This window comes from Pseudomonas sp. CCI3.1 (assembly GCF_034313985.1).
Taxonomy (GTDB): Bacteria; Pseudomonadota; Gammaproteobacteria; order Pseudomonadales; family Pseudomonadaceae; genus Aquipseudomonas; species Aquipseudomonas psychrophila.
The window spans coordinates 4347606-4361736 of sequence record NZ_JAVIWO010000001.1; the positions used below are offsets into that span (position 1 = coordinate 4347606).

Below are 14131 nucleotides of genomic sequence, written 5' to 3' on the forward strand. Positions count from 1 at the left end.
TTCCTTGAACGCGAGGGTGCGCGAGTGTGCGGGTGCCTCTGTATTGACTGTGTGAACCGAGAGTAAAAAAAGTGTCATTTTGGCAAGAGCTGCAACTAAATCGTTGATGCGCCCTGCGGTGCTGGCCCTGTACGGTTCTTGGCCTTAAGCTGCGCGGGCCAAGACGGCTGTAACTGTGAGCGGAGAGAGGACCCATGCGAATTCTATTGGTTGAAGACAACCGCGATATCCTCGCCAACCTGGCGGATTATTTGGGGCTCAAGGGCTATACCGTTGACTGCGCACAGGATGGTTTGTCAGGTCTGCACCTGGCGGCCACCGAGCACTACGACCTGATTGTGCTCGACATCATGTTGCCCGGTATCGACGGCTACACCTTGTGCAAACGCCTGCGTGAAGACGCCCGTCGAGATACGCCGGTGATCATGCTGACTGCCCGCGACCAACTGGACGATCGCCTGCAAGGTTTCAAGTCCGGCGCTGATGACTACCTGCTCAAGCCGTTTGCCCTCTCGGAACTGGCGGCGCGGATCGAGGCCGTGTTGCGTCGCGCACAAGGCGGAGGCCGACGCGAGTTGCAGGTTGCCGAGCTGCGTTACGACCTAGATACCCTCGAAGTTACCCGCGAAGGGCGTTTGCTCAAGCTCAACCCGGTGGGCCTCAAGCTGCTCGCGGTATTGATGCAAAAAAGCCCGCACGTACTGCGCCGCGAAGTTCTGGAAGAGGCCCTTTGGGGCGACGATTGCCCGGACAGCGACAGCCTGCGCAGCCATGTGCACCAACTACGTCAGGTGATCGACAAGCCGTTCGACAAGCCTCTGTTGCAAACCGTACATGGTGTTGGCTACCGCCTCGCCGAGCTTCGCGATGGAGTTTAAGCAAAGCCTTTCCCAGCGGATCATCATTGCCTTTGCCCTGATGAGCGCGTTAGTGGCCGGTACATTCGCCGTGGGCATTATTGCCACCGTGCACTTGGTCGAAGAAAAGCTCATCTCGGCAGGCCTGGGCGGTGATTTGCAACGTCTGTTGCTGATGGACAACGGTGCCGACTGGAACCATCGGCCCAAGCCCAGCCAGTTGTTTTACTTCAGCGGCGGGCGAGGTGACTTTGCCCTGCCCAAGGACCTGCGCCACCTGGATCCGGGTTTTCATGAAGTGTTTCGTGACCAGCTGTCGTATCACGCGATGGTTGAAGTGGTCGATGGACGGCGTTATGTCCTGCTGCAAGACCAGAGCGATTTTGAAGAGCGTGAGCGCGTGCTGTTTGCCGTGGTCGTGGTCGGTTTTGTACTGGCCCTGGCTTTGGCCGTCTTTTTAGGCTGGACCCTGGCTCGTCGCGTAATGGCTCCCGTGGTGCGTCTGGCGCGTCAAGTTCGTCATCGCGATCAGTTGCTGGGGTTGGCACCGCCCCTGGCGCCGGACTACGCGGCCGATGAAGTGGGTGAGCTGGCAGTGGCGTTCGATGCCACGTTGGGCCGTTTACGCGACACCCTGACCCGCGAACGGCTGTTTACCAGTGATGTAAGCCACGAGTTGCGAACGCCGTTGATGGTGCTTGCCAGTTCCTGCGAGCTCCTGCTGGAAAACCCATCGCTTGATCAGCGCAGCCGTTCACAGGTCGAGCGCATTTCCCGCGCTTGTGAAGAGATGCGTGAACTGGTGCAAACCTTCCTGATGTTGGCCCGTGCGCAGCATGAAGATGCCAGCATGTCGCCTACGGTCACCCTTACCACTGTGGCCGAAGGCCTGATCAGCCTGTGGCGTGAGCCCATTGAAAACAAAGGCCTTGAGCTGATTTATGAGCCGGGTAGCCCGCTGGATACCCGCTATAACGCGACCTTCCTGCACGCGGTCATGGGCAACTTGCTTCGCAATGCGTTGCACTACACCGACAAGGGCTTTATCCGACTGACCCTTGAGCCCAGCGGCTTTGTGGTGGAAGACAGCGGCGTCGGCATCCCGGAAGAAAAACGCCAGGCTATGTTCCAACCCTTCGTTCGCGGCAGTGAAAAACGAGGTGAAGGGCTGGGCCTGGGGTTGTCGCTGGTGCAGCGAATCTGTGAAAGCCAGGGTTGGCGCGTGACCCTCACCACCATGGAGCCCAATGGTTGTCGTTTTCGCGTAGAGCTTGGTCCGACCGACGTGTGAAGCTCCTCCCGCGGCCTGCCTTCAGCAGGCCGCTTTATATGAAAGTTGATCCGTAAGTGGCCCTGCGCCAGCATTTCCGCGATGTAAAACCCTGCAACATTTGTGTAGGACGCATAGACGGAATTTTCACCTGTTGATGACCTGACGCTTACGTTCTCCTGACTAAGGTGGCGGTTATATGCTTCAGGAGCACCGTCATGAATCCCATCATCAAACTCAAGTTCTCAGAAAAGTACGACCAGCAGCACGCTACCCAGTACCTGGCCAAACACCAGGACGGGCTGGCTCGCCGCCTCTCGCACAAGCGCGACGAGCAACTGGCGCGCCGCGCGTTGCAGTTAGCCGGTGAGCCTCAGGTGGTTCTGGATTTACCATGTGGTGCAGGGCGTTTTTGGCCGTTATTGGCGCAAATGCCAAACCGCGAAATCATTGGCGCCGACAATTCTGCGTCCATGTTGGAGGTGGCGGCGCTGGCGCAACCGGCCGAAGTGGTGAAACGGGTACGGCGCTTGCAGACCTCAGCATTTGAAATAGATATGCCCGATAACTCCGTTGACAGTGTTTTTTGCATGCGCCTCCTGCACCACATTGGTGATGCAAGTCACCGGATGGCTCTACTGCGGGAGCTTCATCGCGTCAGCCGGGACAGTTTGATCATCTCCCTCTGGGTAGATGGCAATTTTAAAGCCTGGAAACGCAAGCGTCTTGAGCGTGAACGTATTGTAGAAAGAGAGCAAATAGGTTACCAAAACCGCTTCGTGTTACCAGCTGTTACAGTGGAGTCGGAGTTTAAAAAGGCTGGTTTCGTCATTCAGGATCATTTGGACTTTATTCCGCTTTACGCGATGTGGCGGGTTTACGTACTAAGAAAGAGATAACTCATGACCGTTGATTTTGTACAGCAATCCCCCTCTGCGACTGAAGACCGATTTGAATTTTACTGGAATCAAAAAGGTGAATGGGTTGAAGAGCCCAATCAGCGTCGTGGTGGAGAGAGTGGTGTACAACGCATTCACGATGCCAACGAGCGTTTGCTCTATGTAAAGCGTCAAGTGGGGCATACCTACCGCAGCTGGCGCTACCCATTGGGTCGCCCGACGGTGTTGCGTGAGCGCGATGCATTGGTTGCGATGAACCGGTTATCGGTTGGCGTGCCAGAGCTGGTGTACTGCGGGGCCCGGCAAGGGGCAGACAAGCAATGGCGAGCACTGCTGGTGACAGTCGCCCTGGACGGCTTTGTTGAAATCGACAACTGGTATGCCGCTGGCGAACGTGAGCGTTGGGGTGAGGCGGTGCATGACCGTGTACTCGAGGCGATTGGCCAAACCCTTGCGCGCATGCACCTGGGGCGCTGGCAACATGGCTGTCTGTACGCCAAGCATGTGTTTGTCCGCGTTGCAGGGCAGGGTGAGAACGTAGACGTAAACGTGGCTTTGCTGGACCTTGAAAAAAGCCGGCAACGCCTGACGACCCATAAAGCAGCCTCGCACGACCTGAAGCAGCTACGCCGCCATTCGTCGTGGAACGCCACGGAATGGGACAGACTGATCTACTTTTATAAGACGGTGTTTGGCAGCGCCATCAAAGGTTTACGGTGATGAAGCGAGAAATAGCACGAAGTTTGTTTCTGCTGGGAGCTCTGGTCATTGCTGGTGTGGCTCTGGCCGCGTGGGAACAGCCTGTGACTCAAGTGTTAAGTGGGCCCCCGGCTGGGGCTCATTGCCCACTGCCGCGGGTAGTGAAAGTGGCAGTAGCGACAAAGCCCGATCACGACCTGCTGTTGTTCATGTTTGGAATGAGCCAAGGGATGAAGAAGTAGGACGGCGGATAAAATCCCTGTAGCAGCTGCCGAAGGAACGAGGCTGCTGCTACACAGATTTTTGTCATCTGCTACATCACATGCAGATGGTTATCCCATAGCCCCGACGGTAGATCTAATGGCTTGGCGTTCAGATCGCTCTGACGGCAGTCATAGAATCGGCAACGGCCCTGGCCGGACGTAACCACAAACCCATCCTTTACCGCACCCACCCCTGCACAATCCGGCAATGGCGCATCCAGACGCAAAGCCCCGCTGTCCAGATCCCACACAAAGAATCGATTGCCCCGTGGAGCGGTCAGCGCGACAAGCCTTAACTCACTGTGTACCGCGACACTGGCCGTGTAATGACCCATGGCACGCAGCTGTGGCTCGGCCACCGGGAAGGGCTCAAATGGCTGGCCAGGTCGCTTGATGGCCAACAATTCGGAAAGCTCATGGGCGTCACCCATGAATTGCTGACAGGCCAGGATCGTGCCATCGCTGGCGATACCCAAGTGGCGAACGCTGTTCATTTGCTGGCTCAGGGTTTCCTTGCTGAGCAAGGTGCCATCGCGTTGCATCAGTACCAGGCTGGGCTCCATCGCATTCAGGTTCATCTCGACCCGGCTTTCGGCCTCTGTCCGAATGCCGCCGTTAGCTACCACCAGGGTTTCGCCATCAGGCATCCACGAGACTTGATGCGGGCCTACGCCGTGGGTAGGGATTTCGCCACTGTGGATCAGGCGCTCGCCCTCAAAGCGGTAAACCCCCAACAAGCCACGGCCCGGGTCAGTGATGTCGTTTTCGGTGGTGTACAGCCACTCGCCGTCTTTATGGATGACTGCGTGACCATAAAAATGGCGGTTGGGCAGGGAGGTCAGTGTTTGCAGCAACTGCCCGTCTGCAAGGTTGATCAGGTAGCTTTCGGTACCGGGACGCCGAGCTACAAACAGTGCAATGGGTAGCGTGGGGTGGTTGATGATGTCGTGGCAGCGCTGGCCTACCTGCGTGCTGAATACCCGAGTGCCATCCAGGCGATAACCGACAGCAAAGTGATTGCCGTCCACATCGTCACGGGCACTCATCAGCAGTGGGCTACGGTCTTTTTGCTTGAACAGTGACCAACCACCCAACGTGACGGCGCTAAGCAGTAAACCGCCGAGCTTGAGAGCTTGCCTGCGCATCATCGAACCCCCTTCATCAATCGCCGTCGTTGGCGTTAAAGCCCAGCTGGACGCCCAGCGCTTTGGCCAGTTCGCCTTCATGCAGACGGTGAACGACGTTCAGGCTGTCGTAGATAGCGTTCAACTGGGTGCGGCCGGCGTCGTCTGCCAGCAGCTCATTAAGTGTGCGTTGGTTGTCATTGAACAGCTTGAGCGAAGCTGCATAGGCCGCATCGATCTTGTCAGCCAATGGTTTTTGCTCGGCAGGCAACAGGCTGCGCAATCCTTTGTTATCGACACCTGCCCATACGCTCTGAGCAGCAGAAAGGCTGGCAGCCAGGCTTTTGAGCGACGACTCGCTGCGCCATGCATCAGCCTGGAATGGCTGTGGGATGCCCTTGCTCTGACGGCCCATGGGGGTGCCGAGTTTTTTCTTCAGGGTGTCGAGTGCCGTGACCTGCACGCGCAGCACGTCAGCGATGGCTTCGTGGGAGTCGGCATAACGCTGGTTCGGGAACTTGCTCATCTGCGCGAGCATGCCGTCTGTGCTGTTCCAGCTGGCCAGGATTTCTTCAGCCAGTTGCTTCTGACGTTCGCCGATGGCGGTCAGCAGCGGGCAGTAACGGGCTTTTTGCGAATCGTCAGCGAGGTTGATGTTGCTGTCGAACAGAATGTATTCGTAAGCAGACAGGCCTTGCACCACAACGCTGGATTTGGTCAGGGCGGCTGCATCGATCTGTGGCTGGGCAACCACCAGTTGCTCAACCTGACGGCCGACCAGGTTCTTCTTGTCTGGCCAGAACTGTACCTGCCACGAGCGATTGCCTTCGGCCAATGGCCCGATCAGCAGCGGTTGCAGCTCGGCCCAGGCTTTTTGCGCGTGCAGGAAGTCAGCTCTGGCAGTCTCCAGGTTTTCCTTGCCTTGGCAGTACGCCAGAGCGCTGACGGCCAATTGGCGGTCGGCTTCAACCCAGCGGCTGTAGGTCGGCAAGATCACTTGCTTGGCGATGGCTGCCGAGGTGACGGCCTGCGGGTCTTGTGGCGAGCATGCGGCCAGGGCGATAGCCGCGAGGCTGGTGAACAACAGCTTGGGTCGAAACATGTCGGGGTCCCCGATCTTGTAAAGCGTTAAAGAGAGTTCAGGAACGCCAGCAACGCAGCGCGCTGCTCGGCATTAAAGCGTAAAACCTGCTGCTTGGCCGGTTCGGCTTCGCCACCATGCCAGAGCACGGCTTCAAGCAAATTGCGAGCACGTCCATCGTGCAAAAACTGAGTGTGACCGCTCACTTCCTGAGTCAAGCCGATGCCCCACAGCGGTGGCGTGCGCCAGTCTCGGCCGGTGGCAGCGAACTCGGTACGGTTGTCGGCAAGGCCAGGGCCCATATCGTGGAGCAACAAGTCGCTGTACGGGCGAATGACCTGATTGGCCAGTTCGGGCTCGGCGGCATTGGCGGATGTAGTGAACGCAGGCGTATGACATGAGGCGCAGCCTGCCTGGTGGAACAGGTTTTTACCGGCCAGCACCTGGGGGGCGCCGACATCACGTCGGGCAGGTACGGCCAGGTTGCGGGTGTAGAACTCCACCAGGCGCAGAATGTTGTCGCTGACCTCGGGTTCGCCATCAGGGCCGTTGCCGTTGGGCGCTTCGAGGCAGGCAGTTTGAGCCTTGGTGCAATCATCGAAGGGTCTCAGGGAGGTAGTGAGCCCCATATCACCAGAAAAGGCGTGAACATTTTGTTGATTGAGATTGGGTTGGCCGGCTTTCCAGCCAAATCGACCCAAAACCGTCTTTTGCTGGGCGTCATCCCACACCCAGTTGGGACGTCCGGCGATGCCGTCACGGTTTTTGCCCTGAGCATCGGCATTGGCCAGAATCGCCTCGTTCGGGATGGCTTCGAGCAGTCCCAGGCCAATCATCGGCGGCGCGATACGAGCCGAAAAACGTGTGTCGGGGTGCATCGGGCCATAACCCAGCTGGGTTATTTGTAGCGTGGGTTTGCGCAATTCGACTTCAGTGCCGTCTTTGAATCGTACGGTCACGGGTTCGTAGTCGACCCGTACCTTGCCCTCGGGGGCAACGCCAGGTACGGACATGTCCTGCAACTGGCCGCCATAGACTGGCTCGGGCACGATGCCGGCTTGTTCTATCAGCGTGGTGTAAGCGGGGTCGTTGGGGATCGATAACCGAACCAGCATCGACACGGAGTTCTTGGCGTCGGGAGCTGGCGGATGGCCACGGCCGTCCTTGATATGGCAGTTCTGACAGCCATTGGTATTGAACAGCGGGCCCAGGCCATCGCGCGCGGTGGTGGTGGACGGGGCAATGACCCACGGGCTGCGAAAGAAACTGTTACCGACGCTGAAATCCAGTCGCCGGGTGGGCGAAAGGTTGGCTGAGGGCATGGAAAACGCATTTTTATCGGTTTTGCGCACTGTTGTAGCCCCGCCGGAGCGGGCTTCGCCGGGTTCGGGTTTGGTGAAACGCGGGGCATCATCACAACCGCCAAGGCTCATGGCCAACAGCAGCAGGGACAGGCGAAGAGGCAACGAAGGCATCAAACGTCCAGATCAGTGAGCTAAATCGAGGGCGCAAAGTTTATCAGGGAAGGTGAATTGAAATAAGAGGGATTAGCGTTTGCTGTGACTTGTGGCAGCAGATCTGTGGGGAATCATATGGGAGTGGGCAGGGTGGGCCCACAAAAAAGGCGACCCGAAGGCCGCCTTATTGTTCATTCAAACGCTACAGATCAAAATTCGTGATCGGCGGTGTCCGGGTTCAGGTCGCTGATGCCCAGCTTGCCAGCGGCTTGCTCGATGGCACCGGTCTGCTTGACCAGAGCGGCGATGGCATCACGTACTACCTGATTGCCTGCAGCGTTATCTGCTGCGATCAACTGATCGTAGTGCTCGCCCTTGTTGGCGCGGTCAACCATGACCTGGATCTTGGCTTCTGTGTCGGCCAGATCGGATTTCAGGGTGGCGTCTGCAGCCGGATCAATCACGACCACCAACGACGACAGGCTAGGACCGGTCATTTTGGTGCCATCAGCACGCAGGTACTCGCCCAGGTACACGTTACGAATGCCCTTGGCATCGTAGAAGTGCGAGTAGTGGGTGTTGTCGCTGAAGCAGTCCTGCTCGTCTTCAGGCGAGTTGGCTTCCAGTGACACTTTCATGCGCTCGCCGGCCAGTTCGCCCAGCGACAGGCTGCCCATGCCGAACAGCATTTTGCGCAGGCCGTTTTGTACCGGCTCGGCTTCAAGCGTCGCGCGGTAGTTGTCGGCCACGTTTGGTGCCCAGTTGCCGACCATTTCGTCGAGGTCGTTAACCAGCAGTTGGGTCACGGCTTTCAAGTAAGCGCGACGGCGATCGTTGTGACCTCCGGTAGCACCTTCGCCTTCCAGGTAATCAGAAGCAGGACGGTTGCCAGCTCCAGGGCCTGTACCGTTGAGGTCCTGGCCCCACAGCAGGAATTCGATGGCGTGATAACCGGTAGCCACGTTGGCTTCGGAACCGCCCAGCTCGTTCAGGCTGGCCAGAGTTTCCGGAGTGATTTCGGTGACGTCGACCTTGTCTTCGCCGATCTGAATCTGGGTGTTGGCGATGATGTTGGCGTTGGCACCCGGGTTGCCCAGTGCGCCTGCATAGTTGGCGTCAACGTAGTCGATCAGGCCTTCGTCCAGCGGCCAGGCGTTAACTTGGCCTTCCCAGTCATCAATGATGGTGTTGCCGAAGCGGAATACTTCGCTCTGCAGGTAAGGTACGCGGGCTTCAACCCAGGCAGCGCGAGCGGCTTTCAGGGTGTCGTCGTTCGGCTTGGCCAGGAACGCATCGATAGCGGTTTGCAGCTTTAAAGCAGTGCTTTGAGCATCGCTGTAAACGGCGTGAACCATGTCGGCGTAATGCGCAACGACGGCCTTGGCGGCAGCTTCGTCGACTTTTGCCGCGGTGATGTCAGTGGCTGGCGTCGCAGTGCTGGTGGCGGCTGCTGGAGCAGGAGTTGCAGCGGTTTTTTCCTTGTCCTTGTCGCCACAACCGGCGAGTGAGATAGCAATGGCCAGCAGACTGGCGGTTGCCAGAGGCATACGAATCATGGCGAAAATCCTGCTTCGAGAGGTGGGACAAGCGTGCGGCTGCACGCGAAACTGCCACATAATGCGAAAGATATGCATTTTGTGTAAAGAGTTACTGTTGGAAATATTTCTTATTTACCACCGGCCTGTACCGGATCTTTCCCGAATCTCGAAATATGGATTTACATATTGACGGTCTCGTCACGTTTGGCCTGCTTGAGATAAGCGACCAACTCCCGCGAGCCAAGGGGTTTGCTGTACAGATAGCCCTGGCCCTCATGGCAGCCCTCGCCAATGACGTAGGCTTCCTGATCAACGGTTTCAACACCTTCGGCAATAACCTGCATGCCCAGACTTTTGCCCAGCTGGATGATGGCGCGCACGATAGTGGCGTCGTCGCCGTCGTCAATCAGGTCCTGAACAAAGCTTTTATCGATCTTGATTTTGTCCAACGGCAAGCTTTTGAGGTAACTCAATGACGAATAGCCGGTACCGAAATCATCAATCGCAATCAACGCGCCGGAGCGGCGAAGGCTCAGCAAGTGCTGGGCGGCGGTGCTGATGTCTTTCATCAGGCTGGTTTCGGTGACTTCCAGTTCCAGGCTGCGCGGCGGCAAGCGGTAACGCTGCAGCAGGTTGTTAACCACACGCGGCAGTTCGACGTGGTGCAACTGCACCGTGGACAGATTGACCGCCATGCGCAGCTCACTGAAGCCTTGATCATGCCATTCGCGCAACTGGCGGCAGGCTTCGTCCATTGCCCATTCGCCAATGGCAATGATGCTGCCGTTTTTCTCGGCCAGCGGGATAAACAGATCGGGCGGGACCATGCCGTGGACCGGGTGCTGCCAGCGCAACAGGGCTTCGACACCGACCACGCGATGGTCGCTGTAACGGATCTGGGGCTGATAGACGAGGTAGAGCTGATTGCATAGCAGGGCATCACGCAGGTCTTTTTCCAGCTCTCGCATCCGCCGCATTTCGCGGTCCACGCTGGCGATATAAAACTGATAACGGCTGCGCGAGTAACTCTTGGCCAGGGTCATGGTTTGCTCGGCTTTTTGTAGCAACTGCTCGGTGGTGTCTCCATCCTCGGGAAACAGCGTGATGCCGATAGTGGCGCGCAAGCGGATGTTTTGCTGGTCAAGGCAAAACGGTGATTCCAGGTCATCCAGAATGCTCTGGGCCAGCTCGGCAGCTTCGTAGGGCTGATCGATCTGGGCCTGAATCAGCGCAAACTGATCGCCACCCAGGCGCCCCAACGCGCCGAGGCTTCCGCTGTGGGCGCGCAAGCGATCGGCCAGAGCCTGCAGCAACTGGTCGCCGGTCTGATAGCCAAACTGCTCGTTGATGCCTTTGAAGTCGTCCAGCCCCACGCAGAGCACCGCCACGCGGCGCTGCAAGCGGCCAGCATCGGTAAGGATCTTGTCCAGTTGACCCTGCAGTTGCTGGCGATTGGGCAGGCCGGTCAGGAAGTCATACTGAGCCATGCGCAGCAAGGAGCTTTCTGCCTCGTGACGCAAACGGTTATTGCGTTCAATCGAAGCGAGCAACTGATTGGAAGTATTGACCCATACGCCCAGCTCGTTGTGCTCGTGACCTTTGAGCAGAGGGATTACATGCTCGCTGGGACGGTCCGGGTTAATGCTGGTCAAGTGCCCGATGACTTTGGACAGCGGCTTGGTCAGCAACCATTGATACACCGAGTACAGCACCAGCCCCATGAGCAGGGCGCGCAACAGTCCCGAGAGCAGCATGACGGCTGAGTCGGCCAATAAACCTTCACCGTAGCTGGCGGTGTCGAGGGTAATGCTCAGGTCGCCGTAGTACTCGCTGTACGGACCCTTGCCCACCAAAGGAATACTGTAAGTGTGCTCTTTGCCCAAGATCAGATCGGTCACCCAGCGGCTCGATGAGTCTTGCAGCGGCCGTGATTTTTCGGCGAGGGCGGGTTCATTGGGATGGCCGATAGAAGCCTTGCGCACGGCCCCATCCTGGAACATGCCTTCGATGACCTGCAAGGCCATTTCACGGTCCAGGCTATACAGCGCCTGGGTCGAAGGGTCGCGAAACATGTCGAGGATACGTTCGGCATCTAGTGTGACAGCCTGCCGGACTCTGTAGGCGTCAAAGACAATTTGCGCGCAGCTCAGTACCCCTCCTACGACGACTGCCGACAGCAGTGCGATGCGGAGCAACTTCAGTGACAAGCTGTTCTTGAATTGCAGCTTCAAAGCACTTTTCCCTGTTCCTTGCCGATGTTGCCTGTGGCCTTGTAGATGGACGATTTATTACAGGTGTAGAAGCAATAAATACGCAGTGCTCACGATCGCTACTGTGTCGGTATTTTCACTTCGAACTTGAGGTGCTCATTTAAAAAACACAACGCTTTCATACTAGCTGGCCCGAACTCGGCGGGCGGCTCTTTTGGAACTTTAAATCGGACCAAAAAAAACCCGGCAATGCCGGGTTTTTTTACCTGGAGTCAGGCTTAGGCAGTGAAGGCTTTACCTTCGAACTGCTCAGCAACAAACTTCCAGTTAACGAGGTTCCAGAACGCTTCAACATACTTCGGACGTACGTTGCGGTAGTCGATGTAGTAAGCGTGTTCCCAAACGTCGCAGGTCAGCAGCGGGGTGTCGCCGCTGGTCAGCGGGTTGCCGGCGCCGATGGTGCTGGCCAGGGCCAGGGAACCGTCTGCTTTCTTCACCAGCCAGCCCCAGCCGGAGCCGAAGGTGCCGATGGAGGTTTTGCTGAATTCTTCCTTGAACTTGTCGAACGAGCCAAAGGCAGCGTTGATGGCATCAGCCAGCGCGCCGGTTGGTTCGCCGCCGGCGTTTGGCGCCAGGCAGTTCCAGTAGAACGTGTGGTTCCAGACCTGAGCGGCGTTGTTGAAGATACCGCCCGAAGAGGTTTTAACGATCTCTTCCAGTGTTTTGCCTTCGAACTCGGTGCCTGGCACCAGGTTGTTCAGGTTCACGACGTAGGTGTTGTGGTGCTTGTCGTGGTGAAACTCCAGGGTTTCTTTGGAGATGTGCGGCTGCAGGGCATCGTGTGCGTACGGCAGCGGCGGCAATTCGAAAGCCATGATGATTCTCCTAATCAGGTCAGTTGCGATGAGCGCAAGGCCGATCACGGGCGGCCAAACACGCGCCGATGAGTTTTTACTCTTTGCGGCGCAGGGGCTGGATCATAGCACCGGGGTGAAGGCATAACCACGCGACAACTGTGTGGGATAGACGTTTCAGCACTTCTGGCGATTTTTTTGTGACCTGCGCAAGCCCGGCTCCCGCAGGTTCTTGTCTTAGCCCGAAACGATCAATTGCACCGCCACGGCATACATCATCACCGCCACCAGCAGGTCCAGTACGCGCCAGGTATTTGGCCGTGCCAGCCACGGCGCAAGCCATGCGGCGCCCAGAGCCAAGGTGAAAAACCACATCAGCGAAGCACTGGCCGCGCCCACCACATAGGCACCGGGCACACTCTGCTGTGCGCCGAGTGAGCCAATCAGCAAAACGGTATCGAGGTAGACGTGAGGATTGAGCAGTGTGACAGCCAGTGCGCTGAGCATCACCGCCTTGAGTGAGCGGGCGGTCTGGCCGGCGGACTGTTCAAGGCTGGATTTGGAGAACGCACGACGCAATGCTTGCGTGCCGTACCACAGCAAAAACACCGCGCCACCCCATCGTGCAACGCCGAGCAACACCGGGTTTTGCGCCAGAAGGGTCGCCAGACCAAAGACCCCGGCCGCCACCAGCAAGGCATCGCACACCACACAAAACGCCGCCACGGGCAGATGGTGTTCACGACGCAGGCTTTGTGCGAGCACGAAGGCATTTTGGGTGCCAATGGCCATGATCAGGCCGAACGCGACCAACAGGCCATTGAGGTAGCTTTGCCACATAAGGATTACTCGTCGAATTGCAGGCGGGGGGAAGGTTGCTGCTGGCTATTGTCCGGCCCTTGGATGTATAAGAAAAACCAATATTGCTGATCGCTCATTAGGAAAACTGATGTTCGACTATAAATTGCTCTCGGCCCTGGCCGCGGTAGTAGAACAAGCCGGATTTGAACGGGCCGCGCAGGTACTGGGTTTGTCACAATCGGCCATTTCCCAGCGCATCAAGTTGCTGGAAGCGCGCATCGGTCAGCCGGTGCTGATCCGCGCCACGCCGCCGACTCCGACCGAGATTGGCCGGCGCTTGCTCAACCATGTGCAGCAAGTACGCTTGCTGGAGCGTGACCTGCAAAGTGCCGTGCCGGCGCTGGACGATGAAGGCTTGCCCGAACGCCTGCGCATCGCCTTGAATGCCGACAGCCTGGCCACCTGGTGGGCACCGGCGGTGGGTGATTTTTGTGCCGAGCAGCACCTCTTGCTGGACCTGGTGGTTGAGGATCAGACCGTTGGCCTCAAACGCATGCGCGCCGGTGAAGTGGCTGCCTGCCTGTGTGCCAGTGAACGGCCGGTGGCCGGAGCCCGCAGCGTACTGCTGGGGGCCATGCGCTATCGGGCATTGGCGAGCCCGGCTTTTATTGCACGGCATTTTCCTGATGGCGTGAGTGCAGCGTTGCTGTCAAAAACCCCCGCGCTGGTGTTCGGCCCGGATGACTTTCTGCAGCATCGTTACCTGGCCGCACTGGGCGTAGACGGTGGATTTGAGCACCATTTGTGCCCGTCCTCCGAAGGATTTATCCGCCTGGCCGAGGCAGGTCTGGGGTGGGGGCTGGTGCCTGAGCTGCAGGTACGCGAACAGCTTGAACGTGGAATGCTGGTAGAGCTTTTGCCAGATAAACCCATCGACGTGCCACTGTACTGGCATCATTGGCGTAATGGCGGACAACTGCTGAGTCAACTGACTGAACATTTATCTCGTTCGGCGTCCCGCTGGTTAGGGCCTGTTGACGTTTCATTGCGGCCGCGACGCTAGTCCACGTGGTGCAGG

General features: G+C 57.8%; 13 protein-coding genes. 6 read left to right on the forward strand and 7 right to left on the reverse strand.

The features are described 5' to 3' along the window. The first annotated feature begins 194 nt into the window (after positions 1-194). The 5 genes from colR (at position 195) to RGV06_RS19960 (ending at position 3967) form a co-directional block, all read left to right on the forward strand. Positions 195-878 (forward strand): two-component system response regulator ColR, encoded by a 684-nt coding sequence (gene colR / locus RGV06_RS19940; protein WP_019827811.1) that lies wholly within the window; start codon positions 195-197, stop codon positions 876-878. Beyond that, positions 868-2148, forward strand: a complete 1281-nt coding sequence (locus RGV06_RS19945; RefSeq protein ID WP_019827810.1) for a sensor histidine kinase — start codon at positions 868-870, stop codon at positions 2146-2148. The genes colR and RGV06_RS19945 overlap by 11 nt, the downstream gene beginning before the upstream one ends. Before the next feature lie 197 nt (positions 2149-2345). Then, positions 2346-3026 carry a class I SAM-dependent methyltransferase gene (locus RGV06_RS19950; RefSeq protein ID WP_048351065.1) on the forward strand — a complete coding sequence of 227 codons (681 nt, stop codon included), beginning with the start codon at positions 2346-2348 and terminating at the stop codon, positions 3024-3026. A gap of 3 nt (positions 3027-3029) precedes the next feature. Beyond that, positions 3030-3746 carry a lipopolysaccharide kinase InaA family protein gene (locus tag RGV06_RS19955; protein WP_046808914.1) on the forward strand — a complete coding sequence of 239 codons (717 nt, stop codon included), beginning with the start codon at positions 3030-3032 and terminating at the stop codon, positions 3744-3746. Beyond that, complete coding sequence (locus RGV06_RS19960) at positions 3746-3967, forward strand: hypothetical protein (protein WP_019827805.1); 222 nt, start codon at positions 3746-3748, stop codon at positions 3965-3967. The genes RGV06_RS19955 and RGV06_RS19960 overlap by 1 nt, the downstream gene beginning before the upstream one ends. Positions 3968-4038: 71 nt before the next feature. Here the strand turns inward: RGV06_RS19960 and RGV06_RS19965 are convergent, their stop codons facing one another. From RGV06_RS19965 to RGV06_RS19995, 7 genes are all read right to left on the reverse strand, one after another. Continuing rightward, positions 4039-5136 (reverse strand): DUF1513 domain-containing protein, encoded by a 1098-nt coding sequence (locus RGV06_RS19965; protein ID WP_322151006.1) that lies wholly within the window; start codon positions 5134-5136, stop codon positions 4039-4041. Between the two features lie 13 nt (positions 5137-5149). Next, positions 5150-6214, reverse strand: a complete 1065-nt coding sequence (locus tag RGV06_RS19970; protein ID WP_048351064.1) for an imelysin family protein — start codon at positions 6212-6214, stop codon at positions 5150-5152. A 26-nt stretch (positions 6215-6240) separates the two neighbouring features. Beyond that, positions 6241-7668, reverse strand: a complete 1428-nt coding sequence (locus tag RGV06_RS19975; protein ID WP_019827799.1) for a di-heme oxidoredictase family protein — start codon at positions 7666-7668, stop codon at positions 6241-6243. Between the two features lie 191 nt (positions 7669-7859). Next, complete coding sequence (locus tag RGV06_RS19980; protein ID WP_019827798.1) at positions 7860-9206, reverse strand: imelysin family protein; 1347 nt, start codon at positions 9204-9206, stop codon at positions 7860-7862. A gap of 161 nt (positions 9207-9367) precedes the next feature. After that, complete coding sequence (locus RGV06_RS19985; RefSeq protein ID WP_019827797.1) at positions 9368-11419, reverse strand: putative bifunctional diguanylate cyclase/phosphodiesterase; 2052 nt, start codon at positions 11417-11419, stop codon at positions 9368-9370. A gap of 257 nt (positions 11420-11676) precedes the next feature. Beyond that, the gene (locus RGV06_RS19990; protein ID WP_019827796.1) at positions 11677-12273 is read right to left on the reverse strand and encodes a superoxide dismutase; all 597 of its coding nucleotides are present in this window, start codon (positions 12271-12273) and stop codon (positions 11677-11679) included. 216 nt (positions 12274-12489) lie between these two features. Then, a complete protein-coding gene (locus tag RGV06_RS19995; protein WP_019827792.1) occupies positions 12490-13092 on the reverse strand; it encodes a LysE/ArgO family amino acid transporter in 603 nt (200 codons plus the stop codon). Between the two features lie 109 nt (positions 13093-13201). Here RGV06_RS19995 and RGV06_RS20000 point away from each other — a divergent pair, with 109 nt between their 5' ends. After that, on the forward strand, positions 13202-14116 hold the full coding sequence (locus RGV06_RS20000; protein WP_019827791.1) for a LysR family transcriptional regulator ArgP: 915 nt from the start codon (positions 13202-13204) through the stop codon (positions 14114-14116). Positions 14117-14131: the final 15 nt, after the last annotated feature.

Bases quoted from the DNA above. Each gene is read 5' to 3' on its own strand.
- colR (WP_019827811.1), top strand. From the start codon at position 195: ATGCGAATTCTATTGGTTGAAGACAACCGCGATATCCTCGCCAACCTG.
- RGV06_RS19945 (WP_019827810.1), top strand. From the start codon at position 868: ATGGAGTTTAAGCAAAGCCTTTCCCAGCGGATCATCATTGCCTTTGCC.
- RGV06_RS19950 (WP_048351065.1), top strand. From the start codon at position 2,346: ATGAATCCCATCATCAAACTCAAGTTCTCAGAAAAGTACGACCAGCAG.
- RGV06_RS19955 (WP_046808914.1), top strand. From the start codon at position 3,030: ATGACCGTTGATTTTGTACAGCAATCCCCCTCTGCGACTGAAGACCGA.
- RGV06_RS19960 (WP_019827805.1), top strand. From the start codon at position 3,746: ATGAAGCGAGAAATAGCACGAAGTTTGTTTCTGCTGGGAGCTCTGGTC.
- RGV06_RS19965 (WP_322151006.1), bottom strand. From the start codon at position 5,136: ATGATGCGCAGGCAAGCTCTCAAGCTCGGCGGTTTACTGCTTAGCGCC.
- RGV06_RS19970 (WP_048351064.1), bottom strand. From the start codon at position 6,214: ATGTTTCGACCCAAGCTGTTGTTCACCAGCCTCGCGGCTATCGCCCTG.
- RGV06_RS19975 (WP_019827799.1), bottom strand. From the start codon at position 7,668: ATGCCTTCGTTGCCTCTTCGCCTGTCCCTGCTGCTGTTGGCCATGAGC.
- RGV06_RS19980 (WP_019827798.1), bottom strand. From the start codon at position 9,206: ATGATTCGTATGCCTCTGGCAACCGCCAGTCTGCTGGCCATTGCTATC.
- RGV06_RS19990 (WP_019827796.1), bottom strand. From the start codon at position 12,273: ATGGCTTTCGAATTGCCGCCGCTGCCGTACGCACACGATGCCCTGCAG.
- RGV06_RS19995 (WP_019827792.1), bottom strand. From the start codon at position 13,092: ATGTGGCAAAGCTACCTCAATGGCCTGTTGGTCGCGTTCGGCCTGATC.
- RGV06_RS20000 (WP_019827791.1), top strand. From the start codon at position 13,202: ATGTTCGACTATAAATTGCTCTCGGCCCTGGCCGCGGTAGTAGAACAA.